General features: G+C 72.2%; 21 protein-coding genes and 1 riboswitch. Of the genes, 8 read left to right on the plus strand and 13 right to left on the minus strand.

Going from position 1 to position 24,792, the window contains the following annotated elements; translation table 11 throughout:
- Positions 1–21: 21 nt before the first annotated feature.
- The 5 genes from ABZ479_RS31225 to ABZ479_RS31245 all read right to left on the minus strand — a co-directional run bounded on the left by ABZ479_RS31225 (position 22) and on the right by ABZ479_RS31245 (position 5,806).
- Positions 22–822 (minus strand): ABC transporter permease, encoded by an 801-nt coding sequence (locus ABZ479_RS31225; protein ID WP_499602123.1) that lies wholly within the window; start codon positions 820–822, stop codon positions 22–24.
- Complete coding sequence (locus ABZ479_RS31230) at positions 822–1,757, minus strand: ABC transporter permease (protein WP_500464700.1); 936 nt, start codon at positions 1,755–1,757, stop codon at positions 822–824. Before ABZ479_RS31230 ends, ABZ479_RS31225 begins: the two co-directional genes overlap by 1 nt.
- A complete protein-coding gene (locus tag ABZ479_RS31235; protein ID WP_500464701.1) occupies positions 1,757–2,941 on the minus strand; it encodes an ABC transporter ATP-binding protein in 1,185 nt (394 codons plus the stop codon). Before ABZ479_RS31235 ends, ABZ479_RS31230 begins: the two co-directional genes overlap by 1 nt.
- 29 nt (positions 2,942–2,970) lie before the next feature.
- Positions 2,971–4,200, minus strand: a complete 1,230-nt coding sequence (locus ABZ479_RS31240; protein ID WP_500464702.1) for a polyamine ABC transporter substrate-binding protein — start codon at positions 4,198–4,200, stop codon at positions 2,971–2,973.
- Between the two features lie 88 nt (positions 4,201–4,288).
- Entirely contained in the window at positions 4,289–5,806 is a 1,518-nt protein-coding gene (locus ABZ479_RS31245) for a gamma-aminobutyraldehyde dehydrogenase (protein WP_500464703.1), read from the minus strand.
- Positions 5,807–6,121: 315 nt separating this feature from the next.
- Between ABZ479_RS31245 and ABZ479_RS31250 the strand changes: the two genes are divergently transcribed.
- Positions 6,122–7,861: a PucR family transcriptional regulator gene (locus ABZ479_RS31250; protein WP_500464704.1), complete on the plus strand. Its 1,740-nt coding sequence runs from the start codon at positions 6,122–6,124 to the stop codon at positions 7,859–7,861.
- Between the two features lie 19 nt (positions 7,862–7,880).
- Here the strand turns inward: ABZ479_RS31250 and ABZ479_RS31255 are convergent, their stop codons facing one another.
- Complete coding sequence (locus ABZ479_RS31255) at positions 7,881–9,455, minus strand: DUF4190 domain-containing protein (RefSeq protein WP_500464705.1); 1,575 nt, start codon at positions 9,453–9,455, stop codon at positions 7,881–7,883.
- Positions 9,456–9,569: 114 nt separating this feature from the next.
- Here ABZ479_RS31255 and ABZ479_RS31260 point away from each other — a divergent pair, with 114 nt between their 5' ends.
- Positions 9,570–10,604: an adenosine deaminase gene (locus ABZ479_RS31260; protein ID WP_500464706.1), complete on the plus strand. Its 1,035-nt coding sequence runs from the start codon at positions 9,570–9,572 to the stop codon at positions 10,602–10,604.
- Positions 10,592–11,254 carry a glycerophosphodiester phosphodiesterase gene (locus ABZ479_RS31265; RefSeq protein ID WP_500464707.1) on the plus strand — a complete coding sequence of 221 codons (663 nt, stop codon included), beginning with the start codon at positions 10,592–10,594 and terminating at the stop codon, positions 11,252–11,254. The genes ABZ479_RS31260 and ABZ479_RS31265 overlap by 13 nt, the downstream gene beginning before the upstream one ends.
- 38 nt (positions 11,255–11,292) lie before the next feature.
- Here ABZ479_RS31265 and ABZ479_RS31270 read toward each other — a convergent pair whose 3' ends face one another.
- Both ABZ479_RS31270 and ABZ479_RS31275 read right to left on the minus strand, forming a co-directional pair.
- The gene (locus ABZ479_RS31270; protein WP_500464708.1) at positions 11,293–11,796 is read right to left on the minus strand and encodes a hypothetical protein; all 504 of its coding nucleotides are present in this window, start codon (positions 11,794–11,796) and stop codon (positions 11,293–11,295) included.
- A gap of 83 nt (positions 11,797–11,879) precedes the next feature.
- Positions 11,880–13,316 carry a gamma-aminobutyraldehyde dehydrogenase gene (locus ABZ479_RS31275; RefSeq protein ID WP_500464709.1) on the minus strand — a complete coding sequence of 479 codons (1,437 nt, stop codon included), beginning with the start codon at positions 13,314–13,316 and terminating at the stop codon, positions 11,880–11,882.
- Between the two features lie 164 nt (positions 13,317–13,480).
- Here ABZ479_RS31275 and ABZ479_RS31280 point away from each other — a divergent pair, with 164 nt between their 5' ends.
- The 5 genes from ABZ479_RS31280 to ABZ479_RS31300 all read left to right on the plus strand — a co-directional run bounded on the left by ABZ479_RS31280 (position 13,481) and on the right by ABZ479_RS31300 (position 18,584).
- On the plus strand, positions 13,481–13,984 hold the full coding sequence (locus tag ABZ479_RS31280; RefSeq protein ID WP_500464710.1) for an Lrp/AsnC family transcriptional regulator: 504 nt from the start codon (positions 13,481–13,483) through the stop codon (positions 13,982–13,984).
- 2 nt (positions 13,985–13,986) lie between these two features.
- Positions 13,987–15,348, plus strand: a complete 1,362-nt coding sequence (locus ABZ479_RS31285; protein WP_500464711.1) for an aspartate aminotransferase family protein — start codon at positions 13,987–13,989, stop codon at positions 15,346–15,348.
- A gap of 209 nt (positions 15,349–15,557) precedes the next feature.
- Positions 15,558–16,283: an ABC transporter ATP-binding protein gene (locus ABZ479_RS31290; protein ID WP_500464712.1), complete on the plus strand. Its 726-nt coding sequence runs from the start codon at positions 15,558–15,560 to the stop codon at positions 16,281–16,283.
- Positions 16,265–17,419, plus strand: coding sequence for a hypothetical protein (locus ABZ479_RS31295; RefSeq protein ID WP_500464713.1), 1,155 nt, complete (start codon positions 16,265–16,267; stop codon positions 17,417–17,419). Before ABZ479_RS31290 ends, ABZ479_RS31295 begins: the two co-directional genes overlap by 19 nt.
- A 46-nt stretch (positions 17,420–17,465) precedes the next feature.
- A complete protein-coding gene (locus ABZ479_RS31300) occupies positions 17,466–18,584 on the plus strand; it encodes an LOG family protein (RefSeq protein WP_500464714.1) in 1,119 nt (372 codons plus the stop codon).
- Between the two features lie 620 nt (positions 18,585–19,204).
- On the opposite strand, the gene ABZ479_RS31305 is transcribed toward ABZ479_RS31300, so the two are convergent.
- The 5 genes from ABZ479_RS31305 to ABZ479_RS31325 all read right to left on the minus strand — a co-directional run bounded on the left by ABZ479_RS31305 (position 19,205) and on the right by ABZ479_RS31325 (position 24,713).
- Positions 19,205–20,230: an ABC transporter ATP-binding protein gene (locus ABZ479_RS31305; protein WP_500464715.1), complete on the minus strand. Its 1,026-nt coding sequence runs from the start codon at positions 20,228–20,230 to the stop codon at positions 19,205–19,207.
- Positions 20,230–21,843 carry an ABC transporter permease gene (locus tag ABZ479_RS31310; RefSeq protein WP_500464746.1) on the minus strand — a complete coding sequence of 538 codons (1,614 nt, stop codon included), beginning with the start codon at positions 21,841–21,843 and terminating at the stop codon, positions 20,230–20,232. The genes ABZ479_RS31305 and ABZ479_RS31310 overlap by 1 nt, the downstream gene beginning before the upstream one ends.
- Before the next feature lie 68 nt (positions 21,844–21,911).
- A complete protein-coding gene (locus ABZ479_RS31315) occupies positions 21,912–23,000 on the minus strand; it encodes a thiamine ABC transporter substrate-binding protein (RefSeq protein WP_500464716.1) in 1,089 nt (362 codons plus the stop codon).
- A riboswitch (TPP riboswitch) is annotated at positions 22,992–23,096 on the minus strand. It overlaps the preceding gene by 9 nt.
- 67 nt (positions 23,097–23,163) lie before the next feature.
- Complete coding sequence (gene rlmN, locus ABZ479_RS31320; protein WP_499602149.1) at positions 23,164–24,270, minus strand: dual-specificity RNA methyltransferase RlmN; 1,107 nt, start codon at positions 24,268–24,270, stop codon at positions 23,164–23,166.
- Between the two features lie 125 nt (positions 24,271–24,395).
- On the minus strand, positions 24,396–24,713 hold the full coding sequence (locus tag ABZ479_RS31325) for a hypothetical protein (RefSeq protein ID WP_500464717.1): 318 nt from the start codon (positions 24,711–24,713) through the stop codon (positions 24,396–24,398).
- Between the last annotated feature and the right edge of the window lie 79 nt (positions 24,714–24,792).

Consider the following 24,792-nt stretch of genomic DNA (forward strand, 5'->3'; position numbering starts at 1 on the left):
TTTGCGGATGCGGTCGGCGGGTCAACTATGGGCTTTCCTGCGGCGGCTGAGCAGCTGTCCGACGACGACGCAGAGCACCGCCACGACGAACATCAGCGTGCCGATGACGTTCACCTGGACGGGCAGGCCCTTCTGGGCGGCGCCCCAGACGAACATCGGGAAGGTCACGGTGGCCGGGCCGGCGTTGAACTGCGTGATGATGAAGTCGTCGATGGAGATCGCGAAGCTCAGCAGCGCGCCCGCCGCGATGCCGGGCGCGGCGATCGGGAAGGTGATCCGCCAGAACGTCGACCACGGGGTGGCGTAGAGGTCCTGGGCGGCCTGCTCCAGTCGCGGGTCCATGCTCATCACGCGCGCCTTGACCGCCGTCACCACGAAGCTGAGGCAGAACATGATGTGCGCGATGAGGATCGTCCAGAAGCCGAACTGGATGCGCATGTTGAGGAACAGGGTGCCCAGCGAGGCGCCCATCACGATCTCGGGCATCGCCATCGGCAGCCAGATCAGGCCGGTCACCGGGCCGCGGCCGCGGAAGCGGTGGCGGCCGAGCGCGAAGGCGACCATGGTGCCGAGGACGGTGGCGCCGAGGGTGGCGAGGACGGCGATCTGCAGGGACAGCGACACCGAGTCGCACATGTCGCCGACGCCGCAGGGGTTCGTCCAGGCGTCGAGCGAGAAGTGGTTCCAGGAGTAGTTGAAGCGGCCCTTGGGCTGGTTGAAGGAGAAGACCAGGACGATCACGTTGGGGATCGTCATGTAGGCGAGCGCGGCCACGCCGGCGAAGACGACGAGGTGCCGTCGCACCCAGTTCAGCACGGGCATCAGACCAGTTCCTCCGTCCCCGCCCTGCGGATGTAGACGGACACGATCACGAGGATCGCGGCCATGAGGATGAAGGACAGTGCGGCGGCGGTCGGGTAGTCGAGCACCGTCAGGAACTTGGACTGGATGACGTTGCCGATCATCTGCTCGCTGGGGCTGCCCAGCAGTTCGGCGTTGATGTAGTCGCCGGAGGCGGGGATGAAGGTGAGCAGCGTGCCGGCCACGACGCCGGGCAGCGAGATCGGGAAGGTCACCTTGCGGAAGGTGGTGAAGGGCCGGGCGTACAGGTCGCCCGCCGCCTCGTGCAACCGCGGGTCGATGCGCTCCAGGGAGCTGTAGAGCGGCAGGATCATGAAGGGCAGGAAGTTGTACGTCAGGCCGCACACCACCGCGAGCGGCGTGGCGAGCACGCGGTCGTCGGCGGTGATGCCGAGGGACGCGGTGACGTTCAGGACGTGCAGCTTGTCCAGCGCGGTCACGACGTAGCCGTCGTCCGCGAGGATCGTCTTCCAGGCCAGGGTGCGGATCAGGAAGCTGGTGAAGAACGGCGCGATGACCATGACCAGCAGCACGTTCCGCCAGCGGCCCGCCTTGAAGGCGATGGTGTACGCCAGCGGGTAGCCGATCGCCAGGCACAGCACGGTGGCGATGCCTGCGTAGACCAGCGACCGCAGGTAGAAGACGTCGTACTCGGTGAAAGCGTCCCAGTAGGTGGCGAAGTGCCAGGTGACGCGGTAGCCGGTCTCCAGGGAGCCGGTCTGCACGGAGGTCGAGGCCTGGTAGACCATCGGGGCGGCGAAGAAGACCAGCAGCCACAGGATGCCGGGCAGCAGCAGCCAGTACGGCACGAGTCTGCGCCGCCGGGCGGCGGAGCCGGACGGCTCCGGCGGGTTCTGCGCCGGTGCCCCCGCGGGGGCGGTGGACAGGGCGGCCATTACGCGTTGACCTCCCCCGCCTCGATGTCCTGCGCGGCGTCGAGGCCGAAGGTGTGCGCCGGGCTCCAGTGCAGCACCACCTCGGCGCCGGGGACGAGGCGGCCGTCGCGCTCCACGTTCTGCGCGAAGACGGCCAGCTCGGGGCACCAGGGGCTGTTGACGACGTACTGGGTGGAGACGCCGATGAAGCTGGCGTCGACGATCCGGCCGGTGATCCTGTTGCGGCCCTCGGGGACCTCGGCAGCGTCGTCGGCGTGCACGATGGTGATCTTCTCCGGGCGTACCCCGGCGAGGAGCTTGTCGCCCGCCTGCACGGAGGGGACGCAGCGCGCGGTGGGCATCGCCAGCCGGCCGTCGCCGACGCTGAGCAGCAGGTCGTCGCTGCTGGTGCCGGCGACCTGGGCCTCGATGAGGTTGGACTGGCCGAGGAAGTTGGCGACGAAGGTGGTGCGCGGGTTCTCGTACAGGTCGGTGGGCGCGCCGAGCTGCTCGATGCGGCCGGCGTTCATCACGGCGATGGTGTCGGCCATGGTCATGGCCTCCTCCTGGTCGTGCGTGACGTGCACGAAGGTGATGCCCACCTCGGTCTGGATGCGCTTGAGCTCCAGCTGCATCTGCCGTCGCAGCTTCAGGTCCAGGGCGCCCAGCGGTTCGTCGAGGAGGAGCACCTTGGGGTGGTTGATCAGGGCGCGGGCGACGGCGACGCGCTGCTGCTGGCCGCCGGAGAGCTGGTGCGGCTTGCGGCGGGCGAGGTGGCCCAGCTCGACGAGCTCGAGCATCTCCTCGACCTGGCCCCTGACGGACTTGACGCCGCGGCGGCGCAGGCCGAAGGCGACGTTCTCGTAGATGTCGAGGTGCGGGAAGAGCGCGTAGTTCTGGAAGACCGTGTTGACCGGCCGCTTGTACGGCGGCAGTCCGGTGACGTCCTGGTCGCCGATGCGGACGCTGCCGCCGCTGGGGTCCTCCAGGCCGGCGATCATGCGCAGCGTGGTGGTCTTGCCGCAGCCGGAGGCTCCCAGGAGCGCGAAGAAGGAGCCCTCGGGGATGGTGAGGTCGAGCGGGTGGACGGCGGTGAAGTCGCCGTAGTCCTTGCCGATGCCGGTGAGGGTCACGGCGCCCCCCGCGGGGGCGTGGTCCTTGGCTCCGGCCGGCTCGTCGGAGAGGGGTGCGGTCTGCTGGGTCATGTCGTCAGGTCCCTAACTGCGGTGGCCGGTCAGGCGCCGATGAGCTTGGCGAACTTGTCCTCGAAGGCGGTCTCCTCCTTGGCGGAGAGCGACCGGAAGGGATGGGCCTTCGCCTTCATCTCCGCGTTGGGAATGATCAGCGGGTTGTTGGCCACGTCCTCGTCGAGCTTGAGGAGTTCCTCGTAGACGCCCGTGCAGGGCGTGATGTAGTTGACCCAGGCCGCGAGTTCGGCGGCGATCGCGGGCTGGTAGTACCAGTCCATGAGCCGCTCGGCGTTCTTGCGGTGCTTGGAGCCGGCCGGGACGAGCATGTTGTCCGTGGAGTAGATGTAGCCGGCGGACGGGATCACGAACTTGATCTCGGGGTTGTCGGCCTGGAGCTGGACGAGGTCGCCGGCCCAGGCGACGCAGGCGGCGATGTTCCCCGAGGCGAGGCCGTCGGTGTACTCGTTGCCGGTGAACTGGCGGATCTGCTTGCCGTCCACGGCCTTCTGGACGCGAGCGACGGCCGCGTCGAAGTCGTCCGCGGTGAAGGACTCGGGCTGCTTGCCCATGTCGAGCAGGGTCATGCCTATGGTGTCGCGCATCTCGCTGAGCATCGCGACGCGGCCCTTGAGGTCGGGGTCGTCCAGCAGTTGCGAGACGCTGCCGACCTTCTTCCCCTTGGTGGCCTTCTCGTTGTAGGCGATGACGGTGGCGATGCCCTGCCAGGGGTAGGAGTGGGCGCGTCCGGGGTCCCAGTCGGGGTTGCGGAAACGTTGCTCCAGGTTGGTGAAGGCGTTCGGCAGGTAGGTGGGGTCCAGCGGCTGGGCCCAGCCCAGGCGGATCATCCGGGCGGCCATCCAGTCCGTGAGGACGACCAGGTCGCGACCGGTGGACTGGCCGGCGGCGAGCTGCGGTTTGATCTTGGCGAAGAACTCGACGTTGTCGGTGATGTCGTCGCTGTACTTGACCTTGATCCCGGTCTTCTTCTCGAAGGCCTCCAGGGTCGGCATGTGCTTCTCGTCGTCGCTCATGTCGATGTAGAGCTGCCAGTTCGAGAAGACCAGCGACTTGTCCTTGTCGGACAGGTCGTCGCTCTTCACGCCGCCCTGGTTGTTGGTCGCCGCCGGGATGCCGCAGGCGGACAGCGCCCCGGCGCCCGCGACTGCGAGGCCGGCGCCGAGCACCCGGCGCCGGCTGAGGGATGCCCTCCCGCTGGTCAGGCTGCGTTCCCACGCTTTGCGTACGGGCTCGGACAGGCCCTCGAACATCTCCATTGCGGTGCGGCCTCCATGGACGGTGGTGCGTGGGACGGACGGACTGTCGGGCCGGTGGGGGACGGTCCGCGGGGGGGGCGGCCGGGGGTCAGCGGTCGCCGAAGATCGTGCGGTGCCAGCCCTTCCTGGCGACCGCGGTGTTGTCGTACATCACGTGCTTGACCTGCGTGTACTCCTCCAGGGAGTACGCCGACATGTCCTTGCCGTAGCCGGACGCCTTGTACCCCCCGTGCGGCATCTCGCTGATGATCGGGATGTGGTCGTTGACCCAGACGCACCCCGCCTTGATCTCACGGGTGGCACGGCCCGCACGGAAGACGTCGCGGGTCCACGCGGACGCGGCCAGGCCGTACGGCGTGTCGTTGGCCAGGGCCAGGCCCTCATCATCGCTGTCGAACGGCAGCACGACCAGTACCGGGCCGAAGATCTCGGACCGGACGATCTCGCTGTCCTGCGCGGCGCCGGTCACCAGCGTGGGACGGTAGAACGCGCCCGGCGAGGCGGGGGCCTCGCCGCCGGTGACGACCGTGGCGTAGGCGCGGGCGCGCTCGACGAAGCCGGCGACGCGGTCGCGCTGGGCGTGGGAGATGAGCGGGCCGAGGTCGGTCTTGGCGTCGAACGGGTCGCCCACCCGGATGCCCGAGAAGAGGTCGGCGACGCCTGCGACGAAGGCGTCGTAGAGGGGGCGCTGCACATAGGCGCGGGTGGCGGCGGTGCAGTCCTGGCCGGTGTTGATCAGGGCGCCCGCGACCGCGCCGTGGACGGCCGCCTCCAGGTCGGCGTCGTCGAAGACGACGAACGGCGCCTTGCCGCCGAGTTCCAGGTGCAGCCGCTTGACGGTGGCGGTGGCGATCTCCGCGACGCGCTTGCCGACCGCGGTGGAGCCCGTGAAGGAGGTCATCGCGACGTCCGGGTGCCCCACCAGGTGCTCGCCCGCCTCCTTGCCCGCCCCGGTGACGACGTTGACCACGCCCGCCGGGATGCCCGCCCCGGTCGCCGCCTGCGCGAACATCAGCGAGGTCAGCGGGGTCAGCTCGGCCGGCTTGAGCACGATCGTGTTGCCCGCGGCGATCGCCGGGAGGACCTTCCAGGCGGCCATCTGGAGCGGGTAGTTCCACGGCGCGACGGAGCCCACGACGCCGACGGGCTCGCGCCGCACGTAGGAGGTGTGGTCGCCGGAGTACTCCCCCGCCGCCCTGCCCTCCAGGTGCCGTGCGGCGCCCGCGAAGAAGGCGGTGTTGTCGACCGTGCCGGGGACGTCGAACTCCGTGGTCAGCCGCAGCGGCTTGCCGCACTGCAGCGACTCGGCGTACGCGAATTCGGCGGCCTGCCCGGCGAGGACGGCCGCGAAGCGGTGCATGGCGTCGGAGCGTTCGCCGGGGGTGGCGCCGGCCCAGTCCGGCAGTGCCCGCGCGGCGGCGGCGACGGCGGCGTCCACGTCGGCGGTGCCCGCGAGTTCGTAGGAGTACACGGTCTCGCCGGTGGCCGGGTCGACCACGGAGTACGGCCGGCCGGAGGTTCCGCCGCGCAGGGTTCCGCCGATGTACTGGGCTCCCTCGGCGAAACGCTCCCGCACATCGAACCCGCCGTTCGCGCTGAGGTCCATCGTCTTCTCCTCGCACTCCGCTCGGCGGCGTGGCCAAAGCTTGGATTGGTGGACGATCCTGACAGAGTAGGCTCGCCCCAACAAGTGATTCCGTTGTTGCCTTTTGGTTACGCGACGAATTCTGTGTTCACCTGTCGGCCCGCAGCAGATCGTCACGGTGGACGATGCCGGGCGCCGGGTACGTCGGGCAACCGACACATCGCATGGCGTGCCACGGGGGCCTTTACACCCTGCGGTTACCGTGGCACGACGCACCGGACGGTCGTACCGCCCCGATCCACCCCGTTCCGCCCCGTTCCGCCCCGGAGGTCACCCGTGTTCCCCACCGTCGCCGAGGTCCTGGAACTGGACGTGCTCAGGCGGGGTTCGCCGCAGGTCGTCGCGGGCTCCGGCGGCCTGCAGCGCCCGGTCCGCTGGGTGCACATCAGCGAGCTGGCCGACATCGCCGGCATGCTCCACGGCGGCGAGCTGGTCCTCACCACGGGCGTGATGCTGCCCGACGACAAGGAGTCCCTGGCGCGCTACATCGACGGCCTCGCCGACGTCGGCGCCGCGGGACTCGTCGTCGAACTCGGCCGGCGCTACGCGGACGTCCTCCCCCGCCCCCTGGTCCGCGCCGCCGAACGGCGCGGCCTGCCGCTGGTGGCCCTCCGCACCGAGGTGCGCTTCGTCGCGGTGACCGAGGCCGTGCACGCCCACGTCGTCGACGCCCAGCTGACCGAACTGCGGGCCTCGGAGGCGGTGCACCAGACCTTCAACGAGCTGTCCGTCGAAGGCGCGGAGCCCGGCGAGGTCGTCCGCGAGGTGGCCCGGATGGCGGGCGCGCCCGTCGTGCTGGAGAACCTCTCCCACCAGGTGCTGGCCTTCGACCCGGCGGGCCGGGATCCCGAGGCCCTGCTCGACGGATGGGAACGGCGCAGCCGCGGCGTCCACCCGGCCGGGCGCACCGGCCACGACCCGCGCAGCGGCTGGCTGGTCACCGCCGTCGGGGCGCGCGGCCGGGACTGGGGCAGGCTGGTGATCGTCGGCGAGCCCGCGCCCACGCCCTCGTCCGGGTCCGCCTCCGGGCCCGAGCCCGAGCCCGAAGCCGGGCCGGAACCGGCCGAACGCCCGCACCGCCACAGCGTGCTGCTGGAGCGCGGGGCCGCCACCCTCGCGCTCAACCGGCTCCTGGAACGCGACCGCGAGTCCCTGGAACGGCAGACGCACCGCACCCTCCTCTCCGGCATCCTCACCCACGCCCTGACCGTCTCCGACGTGGCGCTGCGTGCCCGGGCGCTGGGCGTGCCGCTGGAGGGCCGGCGGCTGGTGGGCGTCATGCTGCGGCTGCGCGGCGGACCGGTCTCCGCCGCGCTGGAGGCGCAGGCCCGGCTGCGCGACTTCACCGAGACGGCGGCCCAGGCCGTCCGCGAGCGGGGCCTGACCGCGCTCACCGGCACCCTCGACGACGGCGGCGTCGGCGTGCTGGTCTCCCTCGGCCCGTCCGACCACGAGCACGCCGCGCTGGAGGACTTCGCCGCCGCGCTCACCCGGCTGACCGAGCCCGCACCCGACGGCGGCCCCGCCTTCGTCATGGCGGCCGGCTCCTCGGTCGGCTCACTGCGCGACGCCCGCCGCACCCTGCTGGAGGCGGCACAGGTCGCGGACGCCGCGATGCACGGCGGGCGCGGCGAGGGCGGCCGGGCGCAGCCCTCCGAGAAGAGGGTGGGAGCGGGCGGCGGCCGGGCGTACTACCGGCTGCCGGACGTCCGGCTGCGCGGTCTGCTGCACCTCCTGCGCGACGACGCGCGGCTGCAGACGTACGTCGAGCGCGAACTCGGCCCGCTGCTCGCGTACGACGCCGAGCACGGCACGGACCTCGTCCGGATCCTCACCGTCTACCTGGACGCCGGCCGCAACAAGTCGGCCGCGGCCGACGCCGCGCACCTGTCGCGGCCCTCCTTCTACGACCGGCTGCACCGCGTCGAACGCGTCCTCGGCATCGACCTGGACCAGGTCGAGTCCTGCCTCTCGCTGCACGTGGCCCTGCTGGCGCTGGACGCGGTCCGGCGATGAGGCCCGCACGGCACGGGTGTTACGGCACGTCCAGGACCCAGTAGGTGTAGTCGTAGGCGTAACCGGGGGCGACCTCGACCTCGAAACTGCCGTCGTCGTCGTCCTTCGGCACGACGACGGTGATCTCCCTGCTCGCGCGCTCCCCCGGCTCCAGCGACTCGGGCAGGCCCACGCCGGTGGTCAGGTCGCGCAGGCCCTCGTCGTCGAAGTCGTCGCCGTAGGCCGAGACCTCGCTCTCGCCCAGGTCGGCGGTGACGTCGCCGGTGTTCTCCAACTCGATGGAGAAGGTGACGGCGGTACCGCCCTGGAGCATGTCGTTCGGGAGCGCGACCGTCCGCTCGGCGTCCGACAGCGTGACGTGGACCCCGTCGTCGTAGAGCGCGGTGCCGTCGGCGTCCAGCGGCGACTCCCAGTCGCCGTTGCGCGAGGCGATGAGGTCGTCGTCCGGCCCCCCGTCGAACCAGCCGTCGTCGATCCCGCCGACCACCAGGGCGATCATCGCGCCCGACAGTACGACGGAGACGATCCCGAGGATCAGACCGGTCAGCGCCTGCGGCCGGTTGGTCGCCTCGCCGCGGCGGGCGATCCGCAGACCGACGATGCCGCAGATGAGGGCCGCGATGCCGAGCGGGAGGCCGAGGAAGGCCCCGAAGCAGGAGACGGCCATGACGGCGCCCACGATGCCGAGGATCATCGCGGTCAGGCCGACGCCGTTGCGGGCGGCCGGCGGTGCCCACCCGCCGTAGGGGCCCATCGCGTAGCCCGGGTGGGCCGGGTAGCCGGGGTGGGCGGGGTACCCGGGGTAGCCCGGGTACGTGGGGTAGCCGGGCGGGCCGGCGTGACCGGGGTAGCCGGTGTGGCCGGTGTCGCCGGGGTGGCCGGGGTACGTGGCGTACGGCGGCTGCGGGGGGACCGTCGCCGCCGCGTCGGGGGCGGGCGGCGCCCAGGGGTCGCGCGGCTGCTCCCCCGGCCCGGGCGCGGGTGCGTCCTCGGGCACCGGCCGCTTGGTCAGCGTCATGTGGTCCTGCGGCGCCTGCGGTACGGGCGGCACGGGCGGCGCCCAGGGGTTGTACCCGGCCGGCGCACCGGGCTGCCCGTACCCGGGAGCGACCGGCACCGGCGGTGCCCACGGATCCCGCGGCCCGGGCACCCCGAAGGGCGGCACGGCAGGCGCGGGCGCGGCCTGGGCGGCGGGAGCGTCGCCCACCCCCGCGGGGGCACCGGCGGGCGCGACCCCTCCCGGCACCTGCGTACCCCCGTCCCCGGCATCCGCGACCGGCACGGCAGCAGGCGCGTCCTCAACAACCGGGGCATCGGGCCCCGCAGCGCCGACGGGCGCATCGGCAGACGGCACCGCGTCAACGGGCGCCACACCGCCCAGCACCCGCGTACCCCCGTCCCCGGCCGGGGCATCGGACTCCGCGGCGTCGCCCGGCGCGGCATCCGCCGGCGTCGGTGCCGGGGCCGGGGCGGGCAGCTCGTAGTCGGGGGCGGGCGGTGCGTCCGCCGGGGCCGCCGAGGACGACGGGGCCGCCGCTGCGGGGGTGTCGCTCGCGGCGTCGCGCGGCGTCGGGTTCTCGGGGTCGTGGGACATCGCTGCCTTCCTGGTGGCTACGTCGGGCAATGCTATGGCCTGCGAAGACACCGGGCCGAGGCAATTCCGCGTTTACGATGGCGGTTGCCGACCACCCCGCAGGAGGATCACCCCATGTCCGACACCGCGTCATCCCTCGACGCCTTCATCGCGGGGCTGCCGAAGGCCGAGCTCCACGTGCACCACGTGGGCTCGGCCTCGCCCCGCATCGTGGCGGAGCTGGCCGCGCGGCACCCGGATTCCAAGGTGCCCACCGACCCCGCCGCGCTCGCCGAGTACTTCAGCTTCCGGGACTTCGCCCACTTCATCGAGGTCTACCTGTCCGTCGTCGACCTGATCCGCGACGCGGAGGACGTGCGCCTGCTGACGTACGAGGTGGCCCGCGACATGGTGCGGCAGAACATCCGCTACGCCGAGCTGACCGTGACCCCGTACAGCTCGGTCCGCCGCGGCATCCCGGACCGGGCGTTCGTCGAGGCGATCGAGGACGCGCGCAAGGCGGCCGAGGCGGAGCTCGGCATCGTGCTGCGCTGGTGCTTCGACATCCCGGGCGAGGCCGGGCTGGCCTCGGCGGAGGAGACCGCGCGCATCGCCACCGAACTGCAGCCGGACGGGCTGGTCAGCTTCGGCCTGGGCGGTCCCGAGATCGGCGTGCCGCGCCCGCAGTTCAAGCCGTACTTCGACCGCGCCCGGGCGGCCGGTCTGCACAGCGTGCCGCACGCGGGCGAGACCACCGGCCCGCAGACGATCTGGGACGCGCTGAACGAGCTGGGCGCCGAGCGCATCGGCCACGGCACCAGCGCCACCCAGGACCCGCGCCTGCTGGACCACCTGGCCGAGCACCGGATCCCGCTGGAGGTCTGCCCGACCTCCAACATCGCGACCCGCGCCGTCGCCACGCTCGACGAGCACCCCGTCAAGGAGATGGTGGCCGCGGGCGTGCTCGTCACCGTCAACAGCGACGACCCGCCGATGTTCGGCACCGACCTCAACACCGAGTACGCGGTGGCCGCGCGACTGCTGCAGCTCGACGAGGGCGGCCTGGCCCAGCTCGCCAGGAACGCCGTCGAGGCCTCCTTCCTCGACGCCCCGGGCAAGGCGAAGCTCACCGCCGAGATCGACTCCCACCTGGCGGGATGGCGGCGCTAGCGGTCGCCCACCGGGGCGACCCGTACCGCCACCGCGAGAACACCCTGCCCTCGCTGCGCAGCGCGCTGCGCGCGGGGGCGGACGCGGTGGAGATGGACGTACGGCTGACCCGCGACGGGGTGCCCGTGCTGCTCCACGACCCCACGCTGAAGCGGCTGTGGGGGGTGGAGTCCCCCGTCGCCGGCCTCGCCGCGGACCGGCTGCCGGCGGGCGTCCCGACGCTGTACGACGCGCTGGCCGCGGTCGACGGCTGCCGGGCGCTGGTCGACCTCACCCTGCCGGCGTCCGCGGGCCCGGTGCTGTCCGCCGTCCGGGAGGCGGGGGCCGGGGACCGTACGTACTACTGCGGCGAGGCGGCCGCCGTCCTGGCGGTCCGGGACCTGGACCCGGCCGCCGAGATCGCGCTGACCTGGAAGACCTCCGCGGCCGTGCCGCCGCTGCTGCTGTCGGAGTTGCGGCCGCGCTGGATCAACCTGCGCTTCGGGCTGGTGCGCGTGCCCCTGGTGGAGTGGGCGCGCGGCGAGCGGCTGCTGGTCGCGGCGTGGACGGTGGACCTGCGCCGGACGATGCGGCGGCTGGAGCGGCTCGGCGTGGACGCCGTCACGAGCAACCGCATCGACGTACTGCGCGCGGAACTCGGCGGCCGCTGAGCCGCTTTCCGCACGGCGGCCGGGACCGGCGTGCGCCGTCAGACGCCGGCCGGCACGGCTGACGCGCCGTCGGAGGCGTGCTCCAGCCGCTTGGTCATCCGCCGCAGGACCAGCAGCGGCACGATCCCGAAGACGCCGAAGGCCATGTCGACCGGCATCCACCACAGCGGCAGACCCCGCAGCGGGATGCAGATCGCGGCGAGCGGGACGACCCCGACACAGGCGATCATGGCCCACTCGACGATCCAGACGTTGCGCACCGGGTCGCGCCAGACGCCGTAGAAGGCCGTGGCGATCACCAGGTGGGCGAAGGCGAGCCAGTCCGTCCCGTACATCAGGAACGGGTACTCGGCGTCGGTGGCGTCGAGCGCCTCCCGCACGTGGGCGATCCAGTCGCCGACGGCCCCGGGCAGACCCCAGCCGTCCACCCACCGCACCTCGTGCACCAGCGGGAACGCGGTCGCGCCGCTCAGCACCAGGCACACCACGAAGACAACGAGCCAGGCGCGTATGCGCTGTTCAAGAGATCTTCGATCCTCCATGGTCCGGAGCGTACGCGCACGTGCCGCGGCCCCGGACGCGGGGGTCGCGCCGGGGCCGTGGCGTGGGCTCGCGCCCTGCGGCGTCAGCCGTCCAGGGAGGTCATGACGTGCTTGATGCGGGTGTAGTCCTCGAAGCCGTAGGCGGACAGGTCCTTGCCGTAGCCGGACTTCTTGAAGCCGCCGTGCGGCATCTCCGCGACCAGCGGGATGTGGGTGTTGATCCACACGCAGCCGAAGTCCAGGCGCTTGGACATGCGCATCGCGCGGCCGTGGTCCTTGGTCCACACCGAGGAGGCGAGGGCGTACTCGACGCCGTTCGCCCACTCCACGGCCTGGTCCTCGTCGGTGAAGGACTGCACGGTGATGACGGGGCCGAAGACCTCGTTCTGGATGATCTCGTCGTCCTGCTTGAGGCCGGACACGACGGTCGCGGCGTAGAAGTAGCCCTTCTCGCCGACGCGGTGGCCGCCGGCCTCGACCTTGGCGTGCGCCGGGAGGCGCTCGATGAAGCCGGTGACCTGGGCGAGCTGGTTGGCGTTGTTCAGCGGGCCGTACAGCACGTCCTCGTCGTCCGCGGCACCGGTCTTGGTGTCGGTGGCGGCCTTGGCAAGCTGGGCCACGAACTCGTCGTGGATCGACTCGTGGACCAGGACGCGGGTGGCGGCCGTGCAGTCCTGGCCGGCGTTGAAGTAGCCGGCGACGGCGATGTCCTCGACCGCCTTGGCGATGTCGGTGTCCTGGAAGACCACGACCGGCGCCTTGCCGCCGAGCTCCAGGTGGACCCGCTTGACGTCCTTGGCGGCGCTGCCGGCGACCTGGATGCCGGCGCGGACCGAGCCGGTGATGGAGGCCATCGCCGGGGTCGGGTGCTCGACCATCAGCCGGCCCGTCTCGCGGTCGCCGCAGACGACGTTGAAGACGCCCTCGGGCAGGATCCCGGAGATGATCTCGGCGATCAGCACGGTGGAGGCCGGGGTGGTGTCCGAGGGCTTCAGCACGACCGTGTTGCCGGCGGCGATCGCCGGGGCGAACTTCCACACGGCCATCATCATCGGGTAGTTCCACGGGGCGACCTGGGCGCAGACGCCGACCGGCTCGCGGCGGACGATGGAGGTCATGCCCTCCATGTACTCGCCGGCCGAGCGGCCCTCGAGCAGGCGGGCGGCGCCCGCGAAGAAGCGGATCTGGTCGACCATCGGAGGGATCTCCTCGCTGGCCGTCAGCCCGATCGGCTTGCCGGTGTTCTCGCTCTCGACGGCCACCAGCTCGTCCGCGCGCGCCTCGAAGGCGTCCGCGATCTTGAGCAGCGCCTTCTGGCGCTCGGAGGGCGTCGTGTCGCGCCAGGCCGGGAAGGCGGCCGCGGCCGCGGCCATGGCCGCGTCGACATCGGCGGCGGCGGAGAGCGGCGCGGTCGCGTAGACCTCGCCGGTGGCGGGGTTCACCACGTCGGTGGTGCGCCCGTCGGCGGCGTCGCGGAATTCTCCGTTGATGTGGTTGCGCAAGGTACGGAGCTCGCTCACTGCACCTCTCCCTGTTCCTGTCCGATGTGTGAGACGGGCACCAGCCTACCTGCAGCACTGCGGTATTCGACATAGCCGAAACTCCGAAACAATGGATTCCGTGAGTTTCGAGCCCTCAAACCACGGATTTCATCGATCGGGGGTTGCGTGACGGCTGACCTCTCGTGCACAGTGGGGGCGTGGCCACTCGTACTCCGGATCACAGGGGCGCCAACGGCGCCTTCGTGATCGATTCCGTCTCCAAGGCGATCATCGAACAGCTCCAGGAGGACGGCAGGCGTCCCTACGCCGCCATCGGCAAGGCCGTGGGCCTGTCGGAGGCGGCCGTCCGCCAGCGCGTCCAGAAGCTGCTCGACCAGGGCGTCATGCAGATCGTCGCCGTCACCGACCCGCTCACCGTGGGGTTCCGGCGGCAGGCGATGGTCGGCATCAACGTCGAGGGCGACATCGAGCACGTCGCCGACGCGCTCGCGGAGATGACGGAGGTCGAATACGTCGTCGTGACCGCGGGCTCCTTCGACCTGCTGATCGAGATCGTCTGCGAGGACGACGACCATCTCCTGGAGACGATCAACAAGCGGATCCGCACGCTGCCCGGCGTGCGGTCCACCGAGAGCTTCGTCTACCTCAAGCTCCGGAAGCAGACCTACACCTGGGGAACCAGATAGCCATGAGCGCGGACCTTTCCAAGACCGCGTACGACCACCTGTGGATGCACTTCACCCGCATGTCGTCGTACGAGAACGCCCCTGTGCCGACCATCGTGCGCGGCGAGGGCACGTACATCTACGACGACAAGGGCAAGCGGTACATCGACGGCCTCGCGGGGCTGTTCGTGGTCAACGCCGGCCACGGCCGCGTGGAGCTCGCCGAGACCGCCTACAAGCAGGCCCAGGAGCTCGCCTTCTTCCCGGTCTGGAGCTACGCCCACCCCAAGGCCGTCGAGCTCGCCGAGCGCCTGGCCGACTACGCCCCCGGCGACCTCAACAAGGTCTTCTTCACCACCGGCGGCGGCGAGGCCGTCGAGACCGCGTGGAAGCTCGCCAAGCAGTACTTCAAGCTCAAGGGCAAGCCGACCAAGTACAAGGTCATCTCGCGGGCCGTCGCCTACCACGGCACCCCGCAGGGCGCCCTGTCCATCACCGGACTGCCGGGCCTCAAGGCCCCCTTCGAGCCGCTGGTCCCCGGCGCCCACAAGGTGCCCAACACCAACATCTACCGCGCCCCGCTCTTCGGCGACGACCCGGAGGCCTTCGGCCGCTGGGCCGCCGACCAGATCGAGCAGGAGATCCTCTTCGAGGGCCCCGACACCGTCGCGGCCGTCTTCCTGGAGCCGGTGCAGAACGCAGGCGGCTGCTTCCCGCCCCCGCCCGGGTACTTCCAGCGGGTCCGCGAGATCTGCGACCAGTACGACGTCCTGCTCGTCTCCGACGAGGTCATCTGCGCCTTCGGCCGGCTCGGCACGATGTTCGGCTGCGACAAGTTCGGCTACGTCCCGGACATGATCACCTGCGCCAAGGGCATGACCTCGGGCTACTCCCCCATCGGCGCGTGCATCATCTCCGACCGCGTCGCCGAGCCCTTCTACAAGGGCGACAACACCTTCCTGCACGGCTACACCTTCGGCGGCCACCCGGTGTCGTCGGCGGTCGCCCTCGCCAACTTCGACATCTTCGAGCGCGAGCAGCTCAACCAGCACGTGCTCGACAACGAGGGCGCCTTCCGCGCCACCCTGGAGAAGCTCCACGACCTGCCGATCGTCGGCGACGTGCGCGGGAACGGCTTCTTCTACGGCATCGAGCTGGTGAAGGACAAGGTCACCAAGGAGACCTTCACCGCCGAGGAGACCGAGCGCGTCCTGTACGGCTTCCTCAGCAAGGCCCTCTTCGAGAACGGCCTGTACTGCCGCGCCGACGACCGCGGCGACCCGGTCGTCCAGCTCGCGCCGCCGCTGATCGCCGACCAGTCGACGTTCGACGAGATCGAGGGCGTCCTGCGCACCGTCCTCACGGAGGCCTGGACCAAGCTCTGACGGTCCCCCCGCCACCCACGGGCCGGGGCACGCACACCGCGTGCCCCGGCCCGTCGGCGTCCGCGCGGGCCGGACGCCGTACAGGGCCCGTGCGTACGCCGCACGGGTGGGCGCGGGCGCGGAACACGCCGCGGTGACCGGGATCCCGGGCCGTGGGGCGCGTACGGTGCCGCAGTGACCCGGACTCCCCGCGTTCGTTAGAGGCCAACGTGAACCCACCCGACAACGACGTGCTGTGGGCCCGCGGCCTGCGCCACACGCACGACCGCTCACCCGCTCTGCTCGGTGTGTCCCTCGGTGTGCGGGAGGGCGAGATCCTCGGCCTCCTCGGCCCGCACGGCGCCGGGAAGACCACGCTGCTGCGCTGTCTGTCCGGCGAACTGCTCCCCGAGCAGGGCGAGGTGTGGTTCAACAGCTCCCCCGTGCACACCCTCGGCGCGACAGCGCGCGAACGGCTGCGGCGTGAGCGCTTCGGCTGGATCGACAGCAGCCCGCAGCTGCTGCCCGAACTGACCGTCCGGGAGAACGCCGCGCTGCCCCTCCTGCTGTGCGGCGTCCCGTACCGCACGGCCCGTGCGGCCGCCCAGGAGTGGCTGGACCGGCTGGACATCGGCGGGGCCGCCCGCCAGCGTCCCGGCCGGCTGCTGCAGGCCGAGCGGCAGCGGGTGGCGATCGCCCGCGCCCTGGTCAACCGGCCCTCGGTGGTCTTCGCCGACGAGCCGACCGCGCCGCTGCACCGTGCCGACCGCGCCCAGGTGCTGCGCATGCTGACCAGCGCCGCCCGCTCGCACGGCATCACCGTGGTGCTGGCCTCCAACGAGCCCGAGGTCGTCTCCCTCGCCGACCGGGTGGTCACCCTCGTCGACGGACGCTTCGCGGCGGGCATGCCGCGACAGGAGCGGGAGGACGCCGACTCGTGCTCAGCCTCCGTGTAGCCCTCGGCTCCCGCCCGGAGGTGCTGCTGCGCCGGCTGATGGTCGTCGCCGCGGCCGCGGGCACGGGATTCCTGCTGCTCGCCGTGCTCGGGCACGCCCTCGCCCACCCCGAGGACGCCCCGGACGGCCTGCTCCGGCTGCTGTGGTGCGCGGTCCCGTTCGCCGCCACCGTCCACCTGTCGGTGCTCGTGGCCCGTACGGAGCCGAGCGGGCGGCTGCACGCGGGACTGGCCGCCGCCGGACTCGGCCGGCACGGACTGCCCCTGCTCGCCGCTGCGAGCTCCGCGCTCAACTGCGGTCTGGGCGTGCTGATCGCGCTCTTCGGCTTCCTCTTCCTCCGCGGCGACCTGCCCGGTCCGTACTTCACCGGCGCGGCCGAGGCACTGGGTGCGGACCGGGAGATGCCGCTCGCGGGCGCGCTGACCCTGCTGGCCACGCTGCCGCTGGCCGCGGCGGTCTCGGCCGCGGTCGTGCTCCGGCCGCGGCGCACCCGTCAGGAGGAGCCCGCCGCCCGCGAGGGCCGTACGCCGTCCGGACTGCCGTGGGGTGTCGCGCTCGTCGTGATCGGCCTGGCCGTGCAGATCTCCTCGGCCGGGGACGCCGGCGCCGCCGCGCCCGGCGGCACGCTGCCGCTGCCCGGCGGACTCGGCCACGCCACCGCGGCCGTCGTCGGTGGCTGGCTGCTGACGGCCACCGGCATGGTGCTGGCCATGCCGGGCGTGGTCCACCTGTCCGGACGGCTGCTGGCGGCGTACCGGCCCGGCGCACTGCGGCTGCTGGCGGGCCGGGCCCTCCAGGAGGAGGCGGCGCTCGTGGGGCGTCCGCTGGGCGCGCTGTGCGCGGTGGCCGCCACCGCACTCGCCGGGAGCGACCGGCTCGGCGCCGTGGCGCACCCCGTGGGACCGCTCACGGTGCTGGGTGCCGTCCTCGTCGTCCTGTCGGCGGTCGCGACCGCCCTGACCGCGACCGTGGACGCCAGGCGCGCCCGCCGTCCGGCCACCGCCGCCCTCACCCGGCTCGGCGCGCCCGCCGCCCTGCTGCGCAACGCGGCCGCCGTGCGGGCCCTGGCGGTCCTCGGCGCGGTGCTGCCGCTGACCCTGCTCGTCGCCCGCCTGGGCACCCTGCCGCTGCCGTGACGCCCCGAGCAGCCCCGCGGCGGCGGCCTCCGCCGCGGGCGCTAGGGTGGCGGGCGTGCTCTCGCCGAACGATCCGAACGATCACGAGATAGAGACCCTCGAGGAGTTCGACCGCGTCGCCGCGTCGGGCTCGCTGCGCGGATACCGCGTCCAGTCGGTCGACCTGACGACCCGTACGGACGCCCTGCTGTCCGCCGACACCGCCGAGGCCGTGTTCCTGGGCTGCCCGATGGAGCCGGAGACGACGTCCCGCGTCCGCGCCGCCGGTGCCATGGTCTTCCCCCCGCTGCCGGACCTTCCCTTCGACCCGTACCGGGGCTCGCTCTACGCCCCCGGGACGCTGTTCGAGGGCCTGGCCGACGGCTACGAGGCGACCCCGGACGCCCGCGCCTACCAGTGGTTCCTGCGCACGCGGGGCAGCCGCGACATCTACGCCTCGATGCTCCGCAGCATCCACGACGACGCGGTCTCCGACGCCTTCGACGAACTCGTCATGGACGCCCGCGTCGTGGGCGTCATGGGCGGTCACGCCATGGAGCGCGGCACCGACGCGTACGCGGGCGCCGCCCGCCTCGGCCGCGCGCTGGCCCGCGAGGGCCTGACCGTCGCCACGGGCGGCGGGCCCGGCGCCATGGAGGCGGCCAACCTCGGCGCCTACGCCGCGCCCTTCGACGACACGATGCTCCTCGACGCCCTGGAGACGGTCGCCAAGATCCCCTCCTTCCGTCCCTCCGTCACGGACTGGGCGCGCGTCGCCTTCGACGTGCGCGACCGGTGGCCCGGTGGCGGCGAGTCGATCGGCGTGCCGACGTGGTTCTACGGCCACGAGCCGCCGAATGCCTTCGCCGCGCACATCGCCAAGTACTTCGCGAACGCCACCCGCGAGGACGGCCTGCTGGCCCGCTGCACCGCCGGGGTCGTCTTCCTGCCGGGCGCCGCGGGCACCGTCCAGGAGGTCTTCGACAACACCACGCCGAACTACTACGAGTCCAACGGCGCCCCGCGCCCCATGGTGCTGGTCGACCGTGACCACTGGACCCGGCGGCTGCCGGCCTGGCCTCTCCTCCAGGCACTGGCGGAAGGCCGCTCCATGGAGCCGCGCATCGCGCTGGTCGACTCCGTCGAGGACGCCCCGCAGGCCCTGGCACGCCTGACGCGGGGTTAGCCCGTACGTCGCCGGCTGTCGCGCCGTCTCGCGCCCTTCGGGCGCACTGCGCTGGCTGCGGAGGGGAGGGTGGCGGTCCGGGGCTTGTCTGCGGTGTGCGGGTGGGTGGGCGGCTGGGGTTCAGGCGCCGGAGCGGGGCTGGTTGTTCGTCTGGCTCGGGTCTCGTTGCCGTCAGCGGGTGCAGATGGCCGGTGACCACGCCCACTCTTGGTGGGTGGCGCGCCCGCCGTAACCGGCGTCTGCGGGTGCTTCCCCGATCGGACATCGGGCTCTCTTCCGACGGCTATACCGCTGAAAGCGAGCCCGATCTCCCACCGACCCCCCTGCGGCACCCCGAAATATCCGCAGACGCGGGTTACGGCGGGCGCGCCCAGCACCGGGAGTAGGCGTGGAAGCGGCCATCTATACCGGCGGACGGCAACGAGACCCCAGGCCACCGGAAACGCACCCCGCTCCGGCGCCTGAACCCGCACCCCCACCCACCCGCACACTGCGAACAGGGCAGGCCCCCACCCTCCCCTCCGCAGCCAGCCGCCGTGCGCCCGAAGGGCGCGAGACGAACCCGCACCCACCCACCGGCCCCACCGCACCACCCGAAAGCGCCCGCCGCTGAACGGGGCCTACTCGCCCAGGACCACGACCTCGTCCGCGCTGAACGAGACGCCGACCGTCTCGCCCTCGGCGGGGGCGTCGCGCAGGGCGCAACCCGCCTCCAGCCGCGGGCCCTCCTCGGGCCGCAGGAGAAGCGTGACCTGGTCTCCGCGGAACGTACGGGCGAGGACGTCGCAGCGCAGCCCGTCGGAGGGCGGGACGAGCCGTACGCCGGCGGGCCGTACAAGCAGCCGTCCCGCGCCCTGCGGGGAGCCCGGGGGGACGGGGACCTTGCCCCAGGCGGTGTCGGCGGCGTCGCCGGTGACGGTGGCGGGCACCACGTTGTCGAAGCCGAGGAAGCGCGCCACGAACTCGGAGACGGGCCGCTGCCACACCTCCAGCGGGGTGCCGACCTGCTCGACACGGCCGTCGCGCATGATGACGACGCGATCGGCGAGCGCGAAGGCCTCGCTCTGGTCGTGGGTGACGGCCAGCACCGTGGTGCCCAGCCGCCGGAAGAGCCCGCGCAACTCGACGACCAGGCGTTCGCGCAGGCCCCGGTCGAGTTGGCCGAGCGGTTCGTCGAGCATGAGCAGCCGGGGCCCCGGCGCCAGCGCCCGGGCCAGGGCGACGCGCTGCTGCTCACCGCCGGACAGGGAGGCGACGGCGCGCTGCTGCGCACCGGGCATGCCGACGAGCTCCAGCAACTCCTCGACCGCGCGCTGCCGTTCGGTGCGACCGGCGCCGCGCATGCGCAGGCCGAAGTCGACGTTCCCGGCGACGTCGCGCTGCGGGAAGAGTTGGTGGTCCTGGAACATCAGGCCCACGCCGCGCCGGTGCGCCGGGACCCCCGCCTGGTCGCGGCCCGCCAGCAGGACGTGCCCGGCGTCCAGCGGCTGCAGCCCGGCGACGACCCGCAGCAGCGTGGACTTGCCGCTGCCGCTGGGCCCGAGCACGCAGACCGTCTCGTGCTCGGCCACCTCCAGGCCCACGGCGTCCAGGGCGGTGTGGCCGCCGAAGCGCACGGTGGCGCCGTCCAGTCGCAGCAGGGTCATCAGAACTCCCCCGACCTGTCGATGCGGATACGTTCCAGCGCCAGCAGCGCGACCGCGCACACCAACATCAGCACTGTGCTGAGCGCCATCGCCTGGCCGTGGTTGAGCTCCCCGGCCCGTCCGAGGAAGCGCGCGACCGCGACCGGCAGGGTGGGGTTGTCGGGGCGGGCGATGAAGACGGTGGCGCCGAACTCGCCCAGGGACACGGCGAAGGCGAAGCCGGCCGCCACCAGCAGCGCCCGCCGCACCAGCGGCAGGTCGACCTCGCGCCAGACCCGCAGCGGGGAGGCACCGAGCACCGCCGCCGCCTCGCGCAGCCGGTCGTCCACGGCACGCAGCACGGGCAGCATGGTGCGCACCACGAAGGGCACCCCGACCAGCGCCTGGGCGAGCGGCACCAGGATCCATGAGGAGCGCAGGTCCAGCGGCGGTTCGTCGAGGGTGATGAGGAAGCCGAAGCCGATGGTCACCGCCGAGGTGCCGAGCGGCAGCATGAGCAGGGCGTCGAAGCCCCGTACGAGGCGCCCGGCCCGGCGGGTGAGGGCGGCCGCGGCGAGCCCGCCGACGACCAGGGCGATCGCGGTGGCGGCGGCCGCGTACTGGAGCGAGTTCCAGACCGCGGAGACCGGCGCGACCAGGAACGTCCCGCCGCTTCCGGCCACCGAACCCAGCGCGCGGTAGTAGCCGAGGCCGTAGCCGTCGGGTCCGTGCAGCGAGCGCTCGGCGAGCACGCCCAGCGGCAGCAGGATCAGCAGCGCGGCCACCCCGAGCACGCCCGCCAGCAGTCCCCACTCGCCGGCGCCGCGCGGCCGCCGGGCGGTGCGGGCCGGGTCCACCAGGCGCAGCGCGCCCTCCCTGCGCCGTACCGTCCCTGCGTGCACGGCGAGGATCGCCGCGACGGCGGCGAACTGGACGACGGTCAGCACGGCGGCCGTCGGCAGGTCCAGCAACTGGGCGGTCTCGCGGTAGATCTCCACCTCGAGGGTGGAGAAGGTGGGGCCGCCGAGGATCTGGATGACGCCGAAGGAGGTGAAGGTGAAGAGGAAGACCATCAGCGCCGCCGCGGCGACGGCGGGGGCGAGCGCGGGCAGCGTCACCTTGCGCCAGGCCGTGAGGCGTCCCGCGCCGAGGACCCGCGCGGCCTCCTCCTGCCGGGGGTCGAGCTGCGCCCACAGCCCGCCCACGGTCCGTACGACGACCGCGTAGTTGAAGAAGACGTGCGCGAGGAGGATCGCCCACACCGTGGTGTCCAGGCGCACCCCCCACAGTTCGTCGAGCAGCCCGCCGCGCCCCAGCAGCGCGAGGAAGGCCGAGCCGACGACCACCGTCGGCAGCACGAAGGGCACGGTCACCACCGCGCGCAGCAACTGTTTGCCGGGGAAGTCGAAGCGGGCGAAGACGTAGGCGCCGGGCAGCGCGATCGCCAGGGTGAGCGCGGTGGAGGCGGCCGCCTGCCAGCAGGTGAACCACAGCACGTGCAGGACGTCGGGCTCGCCCAGGACGTCCGCGAACCGGCCGAACCGCCACCGTCCGTCCTCGCGGAGCCCGCGGGCGACGATGGCGGCGACCGGGTAGCCGAAGAACAGCCCGAAGAACGCGACCGGCACGGCCATCAGGCCGACCCGTACGGCGAGCGGCCGGAGGGCCGCCGTCCCGGCGCGCCGCCCCCCGGCGTCCTTCGTTACTTCAGCACGAGCGAGGACCACGACTTGACCCACTGCTCACGGTTCTCGGCGATCTTCTCCGGGGCGACGGTGGCCGGGTCGGCGACGACCGGCGCGTACTTGGTGAAGACCTCGGGCAGCTTCGCGTCGTCCCGCACGGGGTTGACGAACATGCTGAGCGGCATGTCCTCCTGGAAGGCGCGGCTCAGCAGGAAGTCGACGAGCGCCTTGCCGCCCTCGGGGTTCTTCGCGCCCTTGAGCAGGCCGGCGAACTCCACCTGCCGGAAGCAGGTGCCGGTCGCGACACCGGTCGGCCCCTCCGCCGGCTGCGTCTTCAGCGCGAGCACCTCGGCGGGCGGGCTGGAGGCGTACGAGACGACCAGCGGCCGGTCGCCCTTGCCGCCGCCGGCGCCGGAGAAGGTGTCGTAGTAGGCCTGCTCCCAGCCGTCGACGACCTGGACGCCGTTCGCCTCGAGCTTCTTCCAGTACGCCTCCCAGCCCCCGTCGCCGTACTTCGCGGTGGTGGCGAGGAGGAAGGCGAGACCCGGGGAGGAGGTGGCGGCGTTCTCGGTGACCAGCAGGTCCTTGTACGCGGGCTTGACGAGGTCGTCGAGGCTCTCCGGCACGGGGAGCTTGTGCTCGGTGAAGTACTTCCGGTCGTAGTTGACGCAGACGTCGCCGAAGTCGATCGGGGTGACGCGGTGCTTCGCGGCGTCCGGCTGGAGCGCGGCGGGCACCTTGTCGAGGTCCTTGGCCTCGTACGGCTCGAACAGGTCGTTGTCGAGGGCCCGGGACAGCAGGGTGTTGTCGACGCCGAAGAAGACGTCGCCCTGCGGGTTGCCCTTGGACAGCACGGCCTGGTTGAGCGCGGCGCCGGCGTCGCCGCCGCGCAGCACCTTGACGGTGTAGCCGGTCTGCTTCGTGAACGCCTTCAGCACGTCCTTCGACGCTGCGAAGGAGTCGTGGCTGACCAGGGTGACGGTCTTGGAGGCGGCGGCGCCCTTGTCCTTGGCGGTGTCGCCGTCGCCGCCGCAGGCGGCGAGCGCGCTCGCGCCGAGCGCGACGGCCAGTGCGGTGCCGGCCACACGCCGACGGGTGGTGCTCATGTGGTGACTCCCTACGCCGGTATGACCCGGATCAGGTCCGAGGGTCTGCGGCCGTGCCGCACTCTCAGCGCTCTCCGCGCTCCCCTGTCGGATGTTCTTTTGTGTGATCTGTATGACGTCGCGGCAAACGGCCGCAAACGACCGTCACCATAGCAAGCGCAGGTCAGCGCTCGGAAGCCGCCAGCTGACCGCAGGCGCCGTCGATCTCCTGCCCCCGGGTGTCCCGGACGGTGACCGGCACGCCGTGCGCCTCCAGAGCCGCCACGAAGGCCCGCTCGTCCTCGGGACGGGAGGCCGTCCACTTCGAGCCGGGGGTCGGGTTCAGCGGGATCAGGTTGACGTGGACGCGGCGACCCTTGAGCAGCCGGCCCAGCAGGTCCGCCCGCCACGCCTGATCGTTGATGTCCCTGATCAGCGCGTACTCGATGGAGATCCGGCGCCCGGACACGTCCGCGTAGTGCCACGCGGCGTCCAGCACCTCGCGCACCTTCCAGCGGGTGTTCACCGGCACCAGGGTGTCGCGCAGCTCGTCGTCGGGCGCGTGCAGCGACACCGCGAGCCGGCACTTGAAGCCCTCGTCGGCGAAGCGCAGCATGGCCGGGACCAGGCCCACCGTCGACACGGTGATGCCCCGCTGGGACAGCCCCAGCCCGTCCGGCTCCGGGTCGGTCAGCCGGCGGATGGCGCCGACGACGCGCTTGTAGTTCGCGAGCGGCTCGCCCATGCCCATGAAGACGATGTTCGACAGCCGCGCAGGGCCGCCCGGGATCTCCCCGTCGCGCAGCGAGCGCATGCCCGCCACGATCTGGTGCACGATCTCCCCGGTCGACAGGTTCCGGTCCAGACCGGCCTGGCCGGTGGCGCAGAACGGGCAGTTCATGCCGCAGCCGGCCTGCGAGCTGATGCACATGGTCACCCGGTCCGGGTAGCGCATCAGGACCGACTCGACCAGCGTCCCGTCGAACAGCCGCCACAGCGTCTTGCGCGTGGTGTCGTTGTCGGTGCTGCTGTGCCGCACCACGGACATCAGCTCCGGCAGGAGCCCCTCCGCCAGCTTCCCCCGCGCCCCCGCCGGGATGTCCGTCCAGGCGGCGGGGTCATCGGCGTACCGCGCGAAGTAGTGCTGCGACAGCTGCTTGGCGCGGAACGGCTTCTCCCCCAGCTCCGCGACCGCCTCCCGGCGCTCCTCGGGCGAGAGGTCGGCAAGGTGCCGCGGCGGCTTCTTGGCTCCGCGCGGCGCGACGAATGTGAGTTCTCCGGGTGCAGGCATGGTTCAACCAGTGTCGCAGATCGTTCGGGGCCGCCCAGGTCACATGGGTGAGGCTCCGGTCACCCTCGGGCGTCCCCTGTCAACGTTGGCCAACCTTTCACGGCCCAGAGACGGCCCGATAGCGATCACTCGGCAGACCCCTTCCACTCGTCGAGTCTGACCTTCACCTGGTGGTTGTGTTCGGCGTGCCAGAGAACCTCACCCGCGACGCGGGTCCCGAGAGCGGGCAGCTCCATCTCATGCGGCATCGCCGTGATCTCGGCCAGTGCCACGGCCTCCGGGAACCCATCGAGGAGGATGAAGACTCCGAAGCGCTGACGTCCGCTGATCTCTCCAGCGACTCGGGAGCCGACGGGCAGTGCCGCAACGGTTGTCGCCCAGCTCCGCCGAACTGCATCCGGTGTCGGCACATCGTGGCCCGTGGGAAGCGCGTAATCGTCCATGGAGGGATCTTGGCCGTGCCAGGAGGCCGGGACCACTGCCTTGCAACTTCGTGCCGGGCTTCATGCGACCTGCCGGAAG

It is taken from the genome of Streptomyces sp. NPDC005722, assembly GCF_040630935.1.
Lineage (GTDB): Bacteria > Actinomycetota > Actinomycetes > Streptomycetales > Streptomycetaceae > Actinacidiphila.